Annotated in this window: 14 protein-coding genes; 3 read left to right on the forward strand and 11 right to left on the reverse strand. The window is 65.4% G+C overall.

All coding sequences use genetic code 11. From position 1 onward, the window contains the following. Window positions 1-86 precede the first annotated feature (86 nt). The 4 genes from AC24YW_RS24000 to thiD all read right to left on the reverse strand — a co-directional run bounded on the left by AC24YW_RS24000 (window position 87) and on the right by thiD (window position 3968). Window positions 87-1070 carry a threonine/serine dehydratase family protein gene (locus AC24YW_RS24000; protein WP_487485025.1) on the reverse strand — a complete coding sequence of 328 codons (984 nt, stop codon included), beginning with the start codon at window positions 1068-1070 and terminating at the stop codon, window positions 87-89. A 63-nt stretch (window positions 1071-1133) separates the two neighbouring features. Continuing rightward, window positions 1134-2177 carry a glycosyltransferase family 4 protein gene (locus tag AC24YW_RS24005; RefSeq protein ID WP_487485026.1) on the reverse strand — a complete coding sequence of 348 codons (1044 nt, stop codon included), beginning with the start codon at window positions 2175-2177 and terminating at the stop codon, window positions 1134-1136. Next, window positions 2177-2989: a UDP-2,3-diacylglucosamine diphosphatase gene (locus AC24YW_RS24010; protein ID WP_487485027.1), complete on the reverse strand. Its 813-nt coding sequence runs from the start codon at window positions 2987-2989 to the stop codon at window positions 2177-2179. The genes AC24YW_RS24005 and AC24YW_RS24010 overlap by 1 nt, the downstream gene beginning before the upstream one ends. Window positions 2990-3167: 178 nt before the next feature. Continuing rightward, a complete protein-coding gene (gene thiD / locus AC24YW_RS24015) occupies window positions 3168-3968 on the reverse strand; it encodes a bifunctional hydroxymethylpyrimidine kinase/phosphomethylpyrimidine kinase (protein WP_487485028.1) in 801 nt (266 codons plus the stop codon). Between the two features lie 357 nt (window positions 3969-4325). Between thiD and AC24YW_RS24020 the strand changes: the two genes are divergently transcribed. Next, window positions 4326-6269 (forward strand): PAS domain S-box protein, encoded by a 1944-nt coding sequence (locus AC24YW_RS24020; protein WP_487485029.1) that lies wholly within the window; start codon window positions 4326-4328, stop codon window positions 6267-6269. 102 nt (window positions 6270-6371) lie between these two features. After that, window positions 6372-6617, forward strand: coding sequence for an Lrp/AsnC ligand binding domain-containing protein (locus tag AC24YW_RS24025; RefSeq protein ID WP_194481732.1), 246 nt, complete (start codon window positions 6372-6374; stop codon window positions 6615-6617). 9 nt (window positions 6618-6626) lie between these two features. Here AC24YW_RS24025 and AC24YW_RS24030 read toward each other — a convergent pair whose 3' ends face one another. Further along, window positions 6627-7550 carry a c-type cytochrome gene (locus AC24YW_RS24030; protein WP_487485030.1) on the reverse strand — a complete coding sequence of 308 codons (924 nt, stop codon included), beginning with the start codon at window positions 7548-7550 and terminating at the stop codon, window positions 6627-6629. Between the two features lie 147 nt (window positions 7551-7697). Here AC24YW_RS24030 and AC24YW_RS24035 point away from each other — a divergent pair, with 147 nt between their 5' ends. Further along, entirely contained in the window at window positions 7698-8117 is a 420-nt protein-coding gene (locus tag AC24YW_RS24035; RefSeq protein ID WP_487485031.1) for a CHRD domain-containing protein, read from the forward strand. An 87-nt stretch (window positions 8118-8204) separates the two neighbouring features. Here the strand turns inward: AC24YW_RS24035 and AC24YW_RS24040 are convergent, their stop codons facing one another. The 6 genes from AC24YW_RS24040 to AC24YW_RS24065 all read right to left on the reverse strand — a co-directional run bounded on the left by AC24YW_RS24040 (window position 8205) and on the right by AC24YW_RS24065 (window position 14094). Further along, window positions 8205-9488 (reverse strand): cystathionine gamma-synthase family protein, encoded by a 1284-nt coding sequence (locus tag AC24YW_RS24040; RefSeq protein WP_487485032.1) that lies wholly within the window; start codon window positions 9486-9488, stop codon window positions 8205-8207. A gap of 216 nt (window positions 9489-9704) precedes the next feature. After that, entirely contained in the window at window positions 9705-10154 is a 450-nt protein-coding gene (locus AC24YW_RS24045) for a cytochrome c (protein WP_487485033.1), read from the reverse strand. Between the two features lie 128 nt (window positions 10155-10282). Continuing rightward, window positions 10283-12592 (reverse strand): xanthine dehydrogenase family protein molybdopterin-binding subunit, encoded by a 2310-nt coding sequence (locus tag AC24YW_RS24050; RefSeq protein WP_487485034.1) that lies wholly within the window; start codon window positions 12590-12592, stop codon window positions 10283-10285. Between the two features lie 59 nt (window positions 12593-12651). Further along, complete coding sequence (locus AC24YW_RS24055; protein ID WP_487485035.1) at window positions 12652-12951, reverse strand: putative quinol monooxygenase; 300 nt, start codon at window positions 12949-12951, stop codon at window positions 12652-12654. A gap of 163 nt (window positions 12952-13114) precedes the next feature. After that, the gene (locus AC24YW_RS24060) at window positions 13115-13639 is read right to left on the reverse strand and encodes an N-acetyltransferase family protein (RefSeq protein ID WP_487485036.1); all 525 of its coding nucleotides are present in this window, start codon (window positions 13637-13639) and stop codon (window positions 13115-13117) included. Window positions 13640-13695: 56 nt separating this feature from the next. Continuing rightward, complete coding sequence (locus tag AC24YW_RS24065; protein ID WP_487485037.1) at window positions 13696-14094, reverse strand: DUF1127 domain-containing protein; 399 nt, start codon at window positions 14092-14094, stop codon at window positions 13696-13698. Window positions 14095-14175: the final 81 nt, after the last annotated feature.

Genomic DNA, 14175 nt, shown 5'->3' on the forward strand with positions numbered 1-14175 from the left:
TAAGGCGCAGGCCCGGAATCCATTGTGCGGCGGTGACGGTTGAGAAATGGATTCCGGGCTCACGCTATGAGTGCCCCGGAATGCTGCTAGGCCACCAGCTCCGCGAACAGATCCGCATCGACATTGCCGCCTGACAGCACGATGACGACGTTCTTGCCGGCCACATCAAGGCGGCCCGCGAGTAGCGCAGCAAGCCCCACCGCACCGCCCGGCTCCACCACCAGCTTCAGCTCGCGATAGGCGAAAGCCACCGCCGCGCCGACTTCCTTGTCCGAGGCGGTGACGCCGCGCGCGAGCAGCTTGCTGTTGATCGCAAACGTCATCTCGCCGGGCATCAGCGCCATCAGCGCATCGCAGATGGTGCGGCCGGCCGGCGGATGCGGCTCGCGATGGCCTGCGCTGAGTGAGATGCCGTGATCGTCGAAGGCCTCGGGCTCGGCGACCACGATCTCGGCTTGCGGATAGCGCGCCTTCACCGCCGTGGCGACGCCCGCGATCAGGCCGCCGCCGGAGGCCGGCGCCACCACGATGTCGGGGCTAAGGCCGAGGGTTGCCATGTCCTCGGCGATCTCGCGGCCGGCGGTGCCCTGCCCTGCGATCACGAAGGGATCGTCGTAGGGCTTGACCAGCGTCGCACCGCGCTTCTCGGCGATGCCGCGCGAGATCGCTTCGCGGTCGTCCTTGTCGCGGTCGTACAGCACGACCTCGGCGCCGTAGGATTTGGTGCGCTCGCGCTTCGACAGCGGGGCATCCGCCGGCATCACGATGGTGGCCTGCATATCCAGGATCTTTGCCGCCGCCGCCACGCCCTGCGCGTGATTGCCGGAGGAGAACGCGACGACGCCGCCGGCGCGCTTGTCCTGCGGGATCGAGAACACCTTGTTGAAGGCGCCGCGAAACTTGAACGAGCCGGTGCGCTGGAGCATCTCCGGCTTCAGGAACACTTTTGCACCGACGCGCTCGTTGAGCACGGGAAAGGACAACAGCGGGGTGCGGATGGCGTAAGGCGCGATCACGCGCGCTGCGGCATCGATGTCGGCAGGGCCGACCGGAAGGAGCTGTTCGGTCATGGCGGAATGCTATCGCGGCCGATCATGCCCCGGCAAGACACCTCCGCGAGAGGATTTCTTGCCTCAAGCCACGAAACGCGGCTGTTCCGCGCCATTTCGGCCGGGCAACACCGCGCCGACAGCCTGGATGCTGTCGATAAAGACCTTCGCCGAGGCTTCCCAGGTGTAATTGGCGGCAAAGGCGACGCAATCCTGCCGGGAGATGTCGAGCGCGGCAAAGCAGGCATTGCGCAGATCGTGATCGAGCGCTCCGACCGGCGCGTCGCCGATCACGTCGAGGGGCCCCTTCACGGGGAAGGCCGCGACCGGCAGGCCGCTCGCCAGCGCCTCCAGCAGGACCAGACCGAACGTGTCCGTCTTGCTCGGGAACACGAACACGTCGGCGGCCGCATAGATATCCGCCAATTCCTCGCCGTGCTTCTCGCCGAGGAAGATCGCATCGGGATAGGCCTCTTCCAGCGCGGCGCGCGCCGGGCCGTCGCCGACGATCACCTTGGTGCCGGGCAGGTCGAGGTCGAGGAACGCCTCGAGATTCTTCTCGACTGCGACGCGGCCGACCGACAGGAACACGGGTGCCGGCAGGCAGAGATCGACGACGCGGGGGTGGAACAACGTCGTATCCACGCCGCGCGGCCACAGCACGACATTGTCGAAGCCGCGCTCGGTCAGTTCGCGTGCGAGCGCCGGCGTCGCCGCCATCACGGCGCGGCTGGCGCTGTGGAAGCGCCGCAGCGCCCGCCAGATCAGCGAGCCCGGGACCGGGACGCGGGCGCGGACATATTCGGGGAAGCGGGTGTGGAAGCTGGTCGTGAACGGCAGCTTGCGCTGGCGGCAATAGCGGCGGACCATCAGGCCGATCGGCCCTTCGGTCGCGATGTGGATGCTGTCCGGCCGCGCTTCCTCGATCAACCCGGCGATCCGGGCCGGGCGCGGCATGGCGAGGCGCACGTCGCGATAGCTCGGCATGGCGAAGGTGCGGAATGATTGCGGCGTCAGGAACGCGAACTCGACTCCGAGCCCCTTGGCGGCATCAGCCAGCTTGGTCAGCGTCCGAACCACACCGTTGACTTGCGGGTGCCAGGCGTCGGTCGCGACCAGGATGCGCATCAGGCTGCCCTTGCCGCGACCTGTGGCACCTGCTCCGGCTTCTGCAAATGATCCGCCCAGGTGATGATCTCGAAATGGCCGTCGTCGTGCTCGACCAGGGCCGTGCAGCTCTCCACCCAGTCGCCGCAATTCATGTAGCGGATGCCGGCCTCGTCGCGGATCACGGCGTAATGGATGTGGCCGCAGATCACGCCGTCGGCGTCGTGACGGCGCGCTTCGGCCGCGAGCGCCTGCTCGAAGGCGCCGATATAGTTGACGGCGTTCTTGACCTTCTGCTTGGCCCATTGCGACAGCGACCAATAGGGCACGCCGAACAGCCGGCGGAAGAAGTTGACCAGGCGGTTCATCTGGATCGCGAAGTCGTAGGCCTTGTCGCCGAGATGAGCGAGCCAGCGCGCGTTCTGCACCACGAGATCGAAGATGTCGCCGTGAATGACGAGATAGCGCTTGCCGTCGGCGCCGGTGTGAACCGTGTTCTCGACCACGTCGATGCCGCCGAAATGCGTGCCGTAATAGTTGCGCAGGAACTCGTCGTGATTGCCGGGGATGTAGATGACCTTGGCGCCCTTGCGCGCCTTGCGCAAAAGCTTCTGGACGAGGTCGTTGTGCGATTGCGGCCAGTGCCAGCTCGATTTCAACGCCCAGCCATCGACGATGTCGCCGACGAGATAGATCGTGTCGGCATCATGGTAGCGCAGGAAGTCGAGCAGAAGATCGGCTTGTGAACCGCGGGCTCCGAGATGGACGTCGGAGATGAACAACGTGCGAAAGCGCCGCTCCGGGCTCTCGTCACTCACATCGTAACTTCCCATGCGCCAGCCTGTAACAATGTCCCGTGACAGGGGGATGACCGATTGAACCCTCGAGGCACCTTCAAATACGAATCACGCCTTGCCTCGCCCACCCCCGCGAATATCAGTCGCATGCGACAATCAGGCGACATGGCGCCGCAGGGGGTGCGAGACCCCGGAGGCCACGTCTACGGCACCGTCAGTAGAATTTGTGGAAATGATGGATCGGCCCATGGCCGTGGCCGACGCTGAAGCGGTCGGCGGCGGCGATCGCGGCGCTGATCCAGGCCTTCGCGTTGCGCACGGCGGCCTCGAGGTCCTCGCCCTTGGCGAGCCCCGCCGCGATGGCGGAGGACAGCGAGCAGCCGGTGCCATGGGTGTTGCGGGTGGCCACACGCGGCGCGGCGAGCGCGATCGTGGTCTCGGCAGTGACGAGATAATCGGTGCTCTCGGCGCCCTCCCCGTGCCCGCCCTTGATCAGGACGGCGCGGCAGCCCAGCGCCAGCAGGCGGCGTCCCTGGCTTTCGATCTCGGCCTCGCTCGCCGCCACCGGCGCATCGAGCAGGGCCGCAGCCTCCGGCAGATTCGGCGTGATCACGGCCGCCAGCGGCATCAGCCTGGTGCGCAGGGCGTCGACGGCCTCCGTGGCGAGCAGGCGGTCGCCGGAGGTCGCGACCATGACGGGATCGAGCACGACATGCCGGGGCGACCAGCGCGACAGCGCGGCCGCGATCGCATCGATGCTGGCGGCCTGGGCGACCATTCCGATCTTCACCGCGCCGATGTCGAGGTCGGAGAACACCGCGTCGATCTGCTCGGTGACGAACCCGGCCGGCACCGCGTGAATGCCGGTCACGCCGCGCGTGTTCTGCGCCGTCAGAGCCGTGATCACGGAGGCGCCGTAAACGCCGAGCGCGGCAAAGGTCTTCAGGTCCGCCTGGATGCCGGCGCCGCCGCTCGAATCGGAACCGGCGATGGTGAGTGAGACCGGGGTCGTCATCGCCGGAGACATGTGCTTGGGGAGGCTGCCATGGCCTGTCCTAGCGCGACCATGGAACGCCGGCAACCGCGCCGGGCCGCCGCCAAGCGTGATTCGCGAATCGATTGCGCGGACCGCGAATCAGTCGGACACAGCCGCGGACCACGGCCCGCAATGATGCGGGCTTAAAAATGCAACGGGCGCCGGACCCTTGCTATAGTCGCGTACCTTAGCGTGCTTCGCCTGTTACGCGAGACGTCGGGTGGTGGAACCGTCAGCGGACCTCATGTTGCGGGTCGCCCGGCCCGCAAGCCACCTGAACAAGACTCCTGGGGTGGAACGATGTGGGCCTTCTTCGAACGTCTCCTCGACTCGTCCATGCTGTCGCCGCACGGCATCTGCCTGTTGTGGGAGCCTGAGCTGATCTGGCTTCACGTCGTTTCCGACGCCTCTATTGCCGCCGCCTATTTCTCGATCCCGTTCGCCCTCGCCATCCTCGTCACCAGGCGGCGCGACCTCAAGTTCGGCTGGGTCTACTGGGCGTTCGCGATCTTCATCATGGCGTGCGGCCTGACCCACGTGCTGTCGATCTACACGCTCTGGGTTCCGATCTACGGCATCGAGGGCATGGTTAAGGCCGCGACGGCGGTCGCCTCGGTCTTCACCGCCGCCGCGCTCTGGCCGCTGCTGCCGAAGATCCTGACGATCCCCTCGCCGTTCGAGCTGCGACAGGTCCAGGCCGCGCTCGAGGAGGAGGAAATCAAGAGCCGCGACGCCACGCTGCTGCTGCAGCAGGTCCGGGACGCCCAGCGCGCGATGCGCGAGAGCGTGGCGCGCCTCACTGCGATCGTCGAGACCGCGGTCGACGGCGTCATCCTGTTCGATGCGCAGGACCGCATCCTGCTGTTCAATCCGGCCTGCGAGCGCCTGTTCGGCTACCGGGCCGACGAGGTGATGAACCGCAACGTCGGCATGCTGATGCCTGAGGCGGATGCGGCGCCCGACCGCCAGGCGCGGCATTTCGCGACGGGCGGCGAGGCCGTCGGCCTGCGCAAGGACGGCACGACGTTTCCGATGGAGCTGTCGGTCGGCGAGGCGCGCCAGGACGGCGAATTGATCTTCGTCGGCATTGTCCACGACCTCACCGCGCGCAAGCTGACCGAGCAGCAGCTTCAGCAGGCACAGAAGATGGAGACGGTCGGTCAGCTCTCCGGCGGCATCGCGCACGACTTCAACAATCTGCTGACCGTCATCATCGGCAATGCCGAGCATCTGAGCGAGCAGCTCAAGGCGAGGCCCGAGCTCAGGCGCTTTGCCGACGACATCTGCCAATCGGGCGAACGGGGCGCCGAGCTGACGCAGCGCCTGCTCGCCTTCAGCCGCCGCCAATTGCTGCGGCCTCAGACGATCGATTGCCGCAGCCTGCTCGATTCCATGTTCAAGCTGCTCAAGCGCACCTTGCGCGAAGACATCGAGATCAGGACGAGCTCGGGGCCCGGCGCGATCCTGGCCTTTGCCGACCGCGCCCAGCTCGAATCCGCCGTGCTCAATCTCGCGCTCAACGCGCAGGATGCCATGCCATCGGGAGGCCACCTCACGCTGGCCACCGAGCTGGTCACGATCGAGGATGATGATGGTGCCGTTCACCGGGAGGTCGCACCCGGCAGCTACGCCCTGATCGCGGTCACCGACGACGGCGAAGGCATGACGCCCGAGGTCGCCGCACGCGCGTTCGAGCCGTTCTTCACCACCAAGGAGGTCGGCAAGGGCTCGGGCCTCGGCCTCAGCATGGTCTATGGCTTTGCCAAGCAGTCGGGCGGCCATGTCTCGATCTACAGCGAGGCTGGCCTTGGGACCACGGCCAGGATCTACCTGCCGCGCGCGAGCACCGGCAGGTCGCACGCCGATCTTCCCGACGGCGAGGACACGGCGCCGCGAGGCTACGAGACGGTCCTGATCGTCGAGGACGATCCGTTCGTCCGCTCCTCCGTCATTCGCAGGGTGGAAGCGCTCGGATATCGCGTCGTCGCCGCGGTCAACGGCAAGGATGCCTTGCAGCAGCTGCAGAGCGATCCCGGCATCGACTTGCTGTTCACCGATATCGTGATGCCCGGCGGCATGAGCGGCTGGGAGCTCGCCAATCAGGCGCGGCGGGTGCGTCCCGGCCTGCCGGTCCTGTTCACCTCGGGCTACGCGCTGGAGACCCTGGTCGAGCAGGGCCGCGCGCAGGCGCAGGCGATCGTGCTGACCAAGCCCTACCGCAAGGTCGAGCTCGCCCAGCGGCTGAGGGATGCATTGGCGGCCGCAGCGGTCCCATCCTAGCATCGCGCCCGAATGCGCCTCGGATGGTCCAGCAAGTTCGCTTGCTAAATCCAGCCGGTTTTGGCCTATTAGCCGGACGAATACGCTTTCGGAGTGCCCGCGATGGTTCCTTTTTTCGTTCAGATCAAGTGCAAGCTCGGCCAGTCCTATACGGTGGCCAATGCGCTTGCCGAAGCCGAGATCGCCTCCGAGATCTACTCCACGGCCGGCCAGTACGACCTCCTGGTGAAGTTCTACGTCGACAACGACACCGACATCGGCCACTTCGTGAATGAGAAGGTGCAGGTGCTGCCGGGCATCCAGGACACCCTCACCATCATCACCTTCAAGGCGTTCGGCACGGGCTAGCGTTGCGGCTCAGCCGCCCTGCTTGCGCTTGGGCGGTGTCGGTCCCTGCACCGGCGGCAGCGACTTCAGATAGGCGGCCATCGCAGCGCGGTCTTCCGCGGTCAGCTGCGCCAGATTCTTGATCACCGGCCGCATCGCCCCCGAAGCGCTGTCGCCTTCGGGCATGTCGCCGGTCTCGAGAAAATCTGCGATATCCTTCTCGCTCCAGCTGCCGATGCCCTGCTGCGTGATGTTGGGCACCCAGCCCTCTCCTTCCGGATTGGGCCCGCCGGCAAAGCGCTGGCCGGCGATGATGCCGCCGAGCGCATTGCGCGGGCTGTGGCATTCGGCGCAATGGCCGAAAGCATTCACCAGATAGGCGCCGCGATTCCATTGCGGCGAGCGCGCGGCGTCCGTGACGAACGGCGCCGTGTCCATGAACAGCAATTTCCAGATGCCGATATTGCGGCGGATGTTGAACGGAAACGGCAGCGCGTGGTCGCCCACTGTGCCGGACACCGGCGGAAGCGTCTTCAGATAGGCAAAGAGATCGCGGACGTCGTCGACGCTTGCCAGACGATAGGACGTGTAGGGGAATGCGGGGAAATAGTGGGTGCCCGCGGGCGAGACGCCGCGCATCACGGCGTTGACGAAAGCGGCCTCGCTCCAGCGGCCGATCCCGTCGGCCAGGTCGGGGGAAATGTTGGGGACGTAGAACGTCCCGAACGGCGAGCCCAGCGCCAGCCCGCCGCCGAGCCGCAGGCGATCGGGCTGATTGGGAGTGGCATGACAGGACGAGCAGCCGCCGGCGTTGAACAGCTCCTGCCCGTTGGCAAGATCAGGGTTGCGTGTCGGCGCCGGCAAGGCCAGCGCGAGCGGGGCGGTCAGCCACCAATAGAGGGCGAACGCCGCGGCGGCGGCGATCAGGGCGGCAAGAAGCGTTCGTCGCAGCATTCGATCATTCCATCGTGAACGCGCGAACTTAAGGGTCATGCCGCGCCCGATCCAACCACGAATATTTTAGACGGCCCGGCTGTAATGCCGGAATAAACCGCATGACGCACTGTTTGAAGAGCAATCAGGCGTCAACAGGAGAGACCCATGACAAAAGCCGTTTTTGCCACACTGGTACTCGGAGCTGCCGTTGCGTTCTCCGGCCCGGCCAGCGCGGAAAAACTCAAGGCGACGCTGGACGGCAAATCCGAAGTCCCCGCCAACACCAGCAGCGCCACCGGAACGGCCGATCTGGACTACGACGCTGCCAGCAAGAAGCTGTCCTGGACCGTCACCTATTCCGGTCTGTCGGGCCCCGCCACCGCCGCGCATTTCCACGGGCCCGCCGAAGCCGGCAAGAACGCAGGCGTCGCGGTCCCGATCCCGAATGCAGCCTCGAGCCCGGTCAAGGGCGAAGCCACGCTCACCGACGCGCAGGCCGCCGATCTGCTCGGCGGCAAGTACTACATCAACATCCACACCGCCGCGAACCCGGGCGGCGAGATCCGCGGTCAGGTGACGAAGTAAAGCGAAAACGCGGGCTTCGTTGCGGAAAGGCCGGACGCAAGGAGGAAGCGTCCGGCCTTTTCGATTCGGGGCGAGGACCTGCCTCGCTCAAGCCGCGTTCAGCGCCTGCGCGAGATCGGCGATCAGGTCCGACGGATTCTCGATGCCGATCGACAGCCGGATCGTGGAATCGAGCACGCCGATCTTTTGGCGGATGTCGGCGGGAACGCCGGAATGGGTCATCGTCGCCGGCAGGCTTGCGAGCGATTCCGTGCCGCCGAGGCTCACCGCCAGCTTGAGGATCTGCAGCGCGTTGAGGAATTTCACCGCCGCCTCCTTGCCGCCGACGATGTCGAACGAGAACGTCGAGCCCGCGCCCAGGCATTGCCGCGCGAACACGCGCCCCGAGAGCGAGCCCTGCTCGTGATGACCGAGATAGTGCACCCTGGCGACCTTCGGGTGGTCGCGCAGGAAGTCCGCCACGAGCCGCGCATTCGCATTTGCCTTCTCCATCCGCAGGCTCAGCGTCTCGAGCGAGCGGTTGATCATCCAGCAGGAATGCGGATCGAGCTGGGTCCCGATGGCGCCGCGCAAGGCCTTGATGCCTTTCATGATCGCCTTCGAGCCGAGCGCGGCGCCCGCGATCAGGTCGGAATGGCCGCCGACATATTTGGTCAGCGAATACAGCGACAGGTCCGCGCCGTGCTCGATCGGCCGCTGAAACACCGGCCCGAGCAGCGTGTTGTCGCAGGCGATGACCGGCGTATGTCCCTGGGCCTTGCCGATGGCCTCGGCGGTGCGGCGGATCATTGCGATGTCGACGAGGCCGTTGGTCGGATTGGCCGGCGTCTCGATCAGGATCATCGAAACCCGCCCCTTGCCCATGGCCTCCTCCGAGGCCTGCCTGACTGCCGTCTCGTCGATGCCATCGGCAAAGCCGACCGCGCCGATCGACAGGCGCGCGAGCGTATTCGTCAGCAGCGTCTCCGTCCCGCCATAGAGCGGCTGCGAGTGCAGGATGACATCGCCGGGGCGAACGAAGGCCAGGATCGTGGTTGCGATGGCGGCCATGCCGGACGAGAACAGCGCGCAACTCTCCGTGCGCTCGTAGATCGCGAGCCTGTCCTCGACGATCTCGCTGTTGGGATGATTGAAGCGCGAATAGACCAGGCCCGCGCCCATGCCTTCCGGCGGCTCACGCCGGCCGGCGACGTAGTCGAAGAAGTCCTGCCCGTCCTCGGCGGTCTTGAACACGAAGGTGGAGGTCAGGAACACCGGCGGCTTGATGGCGCCCTCCGACAATTGCGGATCATAGCCATAGGTCAGCATCAGGGTTTCCGGATGCAGCATGTGATTGCCGATATGGGTCTTCGACGGGAACGGTTTTGCCATGGCCTGTCTCGCTGTTGATAGGTGCTCGCCGCGCGTTGGAACTCACGTGAGGGTGCCGGGAGGAGACTCGGGTGGCGCACGGCCGCTCGCGCAAAGATAGCCGCTCTCGCGGCAATCCGTCAGGCCTTGCGAACAGAAGTTCCTGCGGGCTGCGGTCAAGAAAAAGGCGGCTGCTTTCGCAGCCGCCCTTTCTGAAGTCCTTGGTAGCCCGCCCCGCTATTTCAACTTCACGCGATAGGTTTCGTGGCAATCATTGCAGCGGTCGTTGATCTCAGTGTAGGCCGCCTTCAGGCCCGCGACATTGGTGATCTTGCCTTTGGCGTCGGCGATCGCCTTCTGCACCGGCGGAATCTTGGAATCGAAATCGGCCTTGTTCTGCCAGACCTTCGGCGAGGAGCCGTAGGTCGCATTGATGACATCCTGCTTGGGATTGATCTCGAAGGTCTTGGCGATCTTGGCGACATCGGCCTCGATGGCGGCGATGGCCTCATCGGCAGCCTTCTTGTCGAAGGGAATATCGCCCTTGCTCATCTTCTGGAGGACGCCATACTGATTCTTGGCGATCGCTCGCATCAGATTGTCCTGCTGGACGGCAATCTCCTGTTGCGCCATGACGGCGCCCGCGCCCAGCACGAGGGCGCCCGCGACAATCATCGTCCGTTTCATTGGTTCGTTTCTCCGGCTCTCGAGACGTTCAGGGAATGAGACGTCGCCGGCTTCTGGTGAAGCCGGGACCCATCATGGGTAGAACCCCGCGCGGCGCGTTTATTCCCGTGCGCGCGGGAAGCCCGGCTTCACAAGCTGTGACGGCGGTGATGCTCGCTGATCGCAACCCACACCCGCTCGGGCGTTGCCGGCATGTCGATGTGGTCGATCTTGTATTCGCGCCAGAGCGCATCCACGATGGCGTTGACGACGGCCGGACAGGAGCCGATCGCACCGGCCTCGCCGGCCCCCTTTACGCCCATCGGATTGGTCTTGCAGGGCACGTTGTGGGTCTCGAACACGAAGGCCGGCCCGTCCGCCGCGCGCGGCAGCGCATAGTCCATGAAGGTCGCGGTGATGAGCTGGCCGTCGGTCGGTCCATACACCACCTGCTCCATCAAGGCCTGGCCGATGCCCTGCATGGCACCGCCATGCACCTGGCCCGCCAAAAGCAGCGGATTGAGCGTCTTGCCGAAATCGTCGACGATCACGTAGTTGACGATCTTGATGATGCCGGTCGCCGGATCGATCTCGACCTCCGCAACATGGGTACCGTTGGGATAGGTGCCGTCGGCGCTGGCAAAGGTCGCGCTGCCGTTCAGCTTCGACGGATCGGCCCCGGGCCGCTTGGCGAGATCGGCAAACGAGATCGAGCGGTCGGTGCCGGCGATCCGCACCACGCCTTCCGAAATCTCGAGGTCGCCGGCGCTGGCTTCGAGCGCCTGCGCCGCGATCTCCTTCAGCTTTTGCCCGAGCTCGCGCGTGGCGCGCTCGACACTGACGCCACCCGAGGGGATCGAGGCCGAGCCGCCGGTGCCGAGGCCGGTCGCGATCTCGTCGGTATCGCCCTGGCGGACATGCACGCGCTCGGGCGCAACGCCGAACTGCTCGGCAACGATCTGCGCATAGGCGGTCTGATGGCCCTGCCCGCTCGATTGCGTGCCGATCAGCACGGTGACGTCGCCATTGGCATCGAGGCGGACGTTGGCGGTCTCCTCGCCCATCACGCCGCAGATCTCGACATAGCTCGCAAGCCCGATGCCGCGGATGAGCCCCTGCTTCTTGGCCAGCTTGGCGCGCTTGGGAAATTCCTTCCATTCCGCGATCTCCATCGCGCGCTTCAGATGCGCGGCGAAGTCGCCGGAATCGTAGACCTTGCCGGTAGCGGTCTTGTAGGGCAACGCCTTCGGCGGGATGAAATTCTTGCGGCGGATGGCATCCGGCGTCATGTCGAGCTTTCGCGCGCAGGCATCGACGAGGCGCTCGATGACATAGGCAGCTTCAGGCCGGCCCGCGCCGCGATAGGCATCGACCGGCACGCTGTGGGTGAAGATGGTGCGCACCCGGCAATGGAACGCCTGAATGTCGTAGAGGCCCGGCAGCATGCCGGCGCCGCCATGCGGGATGTAGGGCCCGAAGGTCGACAGATACGCGCCCATGTCGCCCATCAGGTCGCAATCCATCGCCAGGAATTTGCCGTCTTCAGCCAGCGCCATCTTGGCGGTGGTGACGTTGTCGCGGCCCTGCGCATCGCCCATGAAATGCTCGGAGCGGTCGGCCGCCCACTTCACCGCCTTCTTCAGCTTTCGCGCGGCGACCGCCATCAGGGCATATTCCCGATAGGGAAACAGCTTTGTGCCGAACCCGCCGCCGACGTCAGGGCAGATCACCCGCATCTTGTCGGTGGGGATGTTGAGGACGTTCTGACAGAGGATGTCGCGCAGGCGGTGGCTGCCCTGGCTGCCGACCGTCAGCGTCAGATGGTCGCGCTTTGAATCGTATTCGCAGACCGCCGCGCGCGTCTCCAGGAAGTTCGCGACCACGCGCGGATTGACGATGGAGATCTCGGCGACCGCATGCGCCTTGGCGAACGCAGCTTCGGTCGCGGCCTTGTCGCCGATCGAGACGTCGAACAGCACATTGCCGGGCTTGTCGGGCCAGACCTGCGGCGCGCCCTTCTTCACAGCGTTGACGACACCGGTCACCGCCGGCAGCGGCGACCAATTGACCTCGATCGCCTCGATCGCGTCGCGGGCCTGATCGATGGTCTCGGCGACCACGAAGGCGACGGCATCGCCGACGTGACGCACCTCGTCCTTGGCCAGGATCGGGTAAGGCGGGCCGGTGAACGGATCGGTCTCGAGGTTGAACAGGCAGGGCAGATTGCCGAGATCCGCAACGTCAGCAGCCGTCAGGATCAGCGCGACGCCCGGCAGTCCGCGGGCGCGGCCTGCATCGATGGTGTATTTGGCATGCGCATGCGGCGAGCGCAGCACCAGGCAGCGGAGGGCGGCCTGCGGCGCGTAATCATCGGTATAGCGGCCCTTGCCGCGGATGAGCGCGTCATCCTCCTTGCGCAGCACGCTTTGGCCAACGCCGAACTTGATGGGAGCCGCCATGTTATCTTCCCGTTCTCATGGTTGTTTTGTGGGCATATTGCCGTGGAAAAACTGGCGCGTCAAAGCCCGGCCATCCTGGCAGCGTCGTAGACCTCAAGGGTCGTCGGCTCCGAGACGAGCGATTGCAGCGCACGGGCAAAGCCGCGCGAGGCCGGAACCGCAAAGTGCGCCAGCAGCGCAGCGCGATCGGCCCACTGCTCGACGAATACGAACTTGAGGGGGTTCTCGCAATCGACATGCACCGCATGCGAGATGCAGCCGGGCTCGGCGCGCGAGCGCTGGACGTGTTCCAGGCTTAGCCGACGGACCTCATCGAACGAGTCCTGCCTTGCGATCGCGCTGCCGGTCACCAGGATCATGTGAGCTTCCCCCTCCGCTCGGTGGAGTGTCCCATGGACCCGGTCGGGGAGTCCAGCCGAGCGCCGGGGATCACGACAGACGCGGTCGGGTGACGGCTGCGACGCCGTGACCGCGCGTTGCACCGCCGCGCCAGCATTCCCGATGAGCCACACCAGGCCAACGTTATCGGCTGAACGTCCTGACCATAAGGTATTTGTCATAGGTGACGTCACCCACGCGGACGGCTCGGGGATCCGTACCGTAGACCTCGAACCCGTTGCGCCTATAGGTCTTGATCGCAACAATTGCCGTCGTGAGCACCTCAAGATGCACCTGTTCGACACATGCCTCCGCATGGGCAAGAAGCTCTTTGATGAGCCTGTCTCCGACACCTCTGCCTCGGCTGGTTTCTGTTACGTAGACCGAGTACATGCGGCCCCTGTGCCGTGTTCTTTTGTCAACGGAGACATAGAGGCCGGCGATTCCGATCAAGCTCCCGCATCCAAAGGCGCCGAACATGGTGCCGCTGAGCCAATGGCGATAGGCAGCCAGCATGGCATCGCCGCCGTCATCCTCTTCGGGCGATCCAAACGTCTGCGGATGCCGCTGGAGTGCTTCTCCGCGGAGTTCGCGGAAAATATCCAGGTCTTCGAGGGTCAATCGCCGGATCTCCACGTCCGCCTCAGCAGCGTGCGAATGTGACGTCATGGTCGCTATCCTCGTATGGTTGCATCGCGGATGCATCTGAGGGGATTGTCGATCACTCACATCCCGCCGCGGCTCAACAGATAGGTCGTACGATCTCTGAGCGTATCGATCGCCCGCTCAGGTGTGAGATGATCGATCTCGGCGCGCGTCAGGCCGATGTCCATCAGCTCCCTGTCACTCAGGTCCGGCAAACTGACCCGGGGGTGCAGCAACCATTCCCCAATCGCACGCCGGTATCGCCTGGGCAGGCCCAGGAGGCTTTGTGCGGGCGCGGCTGCGGCAGCTTCTCTCCCCGACAAGGCTTGGCTCGGCGTTGCAACGGACAGGTTGAGGCGAGCCGCTGCCGCCAGAACCTCGTCCATGGCCTCCTTCGCGAGTGCAATGGATTGGTCGAGGCGAAGCACCGCGGCATCGTGCTCGGCCTCGGATGAAATGTTCGTCAATTGTGGTGGCATCGGACGCTCCTGCTGTTGAGCCGGCAGGGACCGTGGCCAAAAGAAAAGGCCCCGTCCGATGCCGGCGGGGCCTGGTGGAAA

This window comes from Bradyrhizobium sp. USDA3516, from assembly GCF_057651995.1.

What these genes read in the sequence shown, in the direction of transcription:
- AC24YW_RS24000 (WP_487485025.1), bottom strand. Translation starts at nt 1,070, where the DNA reads ATGACCGAACAGCTCCTTCCGGTCGGCCCTGCCGACATCGATGCCGCA.
- AC24YW_RS24005 (WP_487485026.1), bottom strand. Translation starts at nt 2,177, where the DNA reads ATGCGCATCCTGGTCGCGACCGACGCCTGGCACCCGCAAGTCAACGGT.
- AC24YW_RS24010 (WP_487485027.1), bottom strand. Translation starts at nt 2,989, where the DNA reads ATGGGAAGTTACGATGTGAGTGACGAGAGCCCGGAGCGGCGCTTTCGC.
- thiD (WP_487485028.1), bottom strand. Translation starts at nt 3,968, where the DNA reads ATGACGACCCCGGTCTCACTCACCATCGCCGGTTCCGATTCGAGCGGC.
- AC24YW_RS24020 (WP_487485029.1), top strand. Translation starts at nt 4,326, where the DNA reads ATGCTGTCGCCGCACGGCATCTGCCTGTTGTGGGAGCCTGAGCTGATC.
- AC24YW_RS24025 (WP_194481732.1), top strand. Translation starts at nt 6,372, where the DNA reads ATGGTTCCTTTTTTCGTTCAGATCAAGTGCAAGCTCGGCCAGTCCTAT.
- AC24YW_RS24030 (WP_487485030.1), bottom strand. Translation starts at nt 7,550, where the DNA reads ATGCTGCGACGAACGCTTCTTGCCGCCCTGATCGCCGCCGCCGCGGCG.
- AC24YW_RS24035 (WP_487485031.1), top strand. Translation starts at nt 7,698, where the DNA reads ATGACAAAAGCCGTTTTTGCCACACTGGTACTCGGAGCTGCCGTTGCG.
- AC24YW_RS24040 (WP_487485032.1), bottom strand. Translation starts at nt 9,488, where the DNA reads ATGGCAAAACCGTTCCCGTCGAAGACCCATATCGGCAATCACATGCTG.
- AC24YW_RS24045 (WP_487485033.1), bottom strand. Translation starts at nt 10,154, where the DNA reads ATGAAACGGACGATGATTGTCGCGGGCGCCCTCGTGCTGGGCGCGGGC.
- AC24YW_RS24050 (WP_487485034.1), bottom strand. Translation starts at nt 12,592, where the DNA reads ATGGCGGCTCCCATCAAGTTCGGCGTTGGCCAAAGCGTGCTGCGCAAG.
- AC24YW_RS24055 (WP_487485035.1), bottom strand. Translation starts at nt 12,951, where the DNA reads ATGATCCTGGTGACCGGCAGCGCGATCGCAAGGCAGGACTCGTTCGAT.
- AC24YW_RS24060 (WP_487485036.1), bottom strand. Translation starts at nt 13,639, where the DNA reads ATGACGTCACATTCGCACGCTGCTGAGGCGGACGTGGAGATCCGGCGA.
- AC24YW_RS24065 (WP_487485037.1), bottom strand. Translation starts at nt 14,094, where the DNA reads ATGCCACCACAATTGACGAACATTTCATCCGAGGCCGAGCACGATGCC.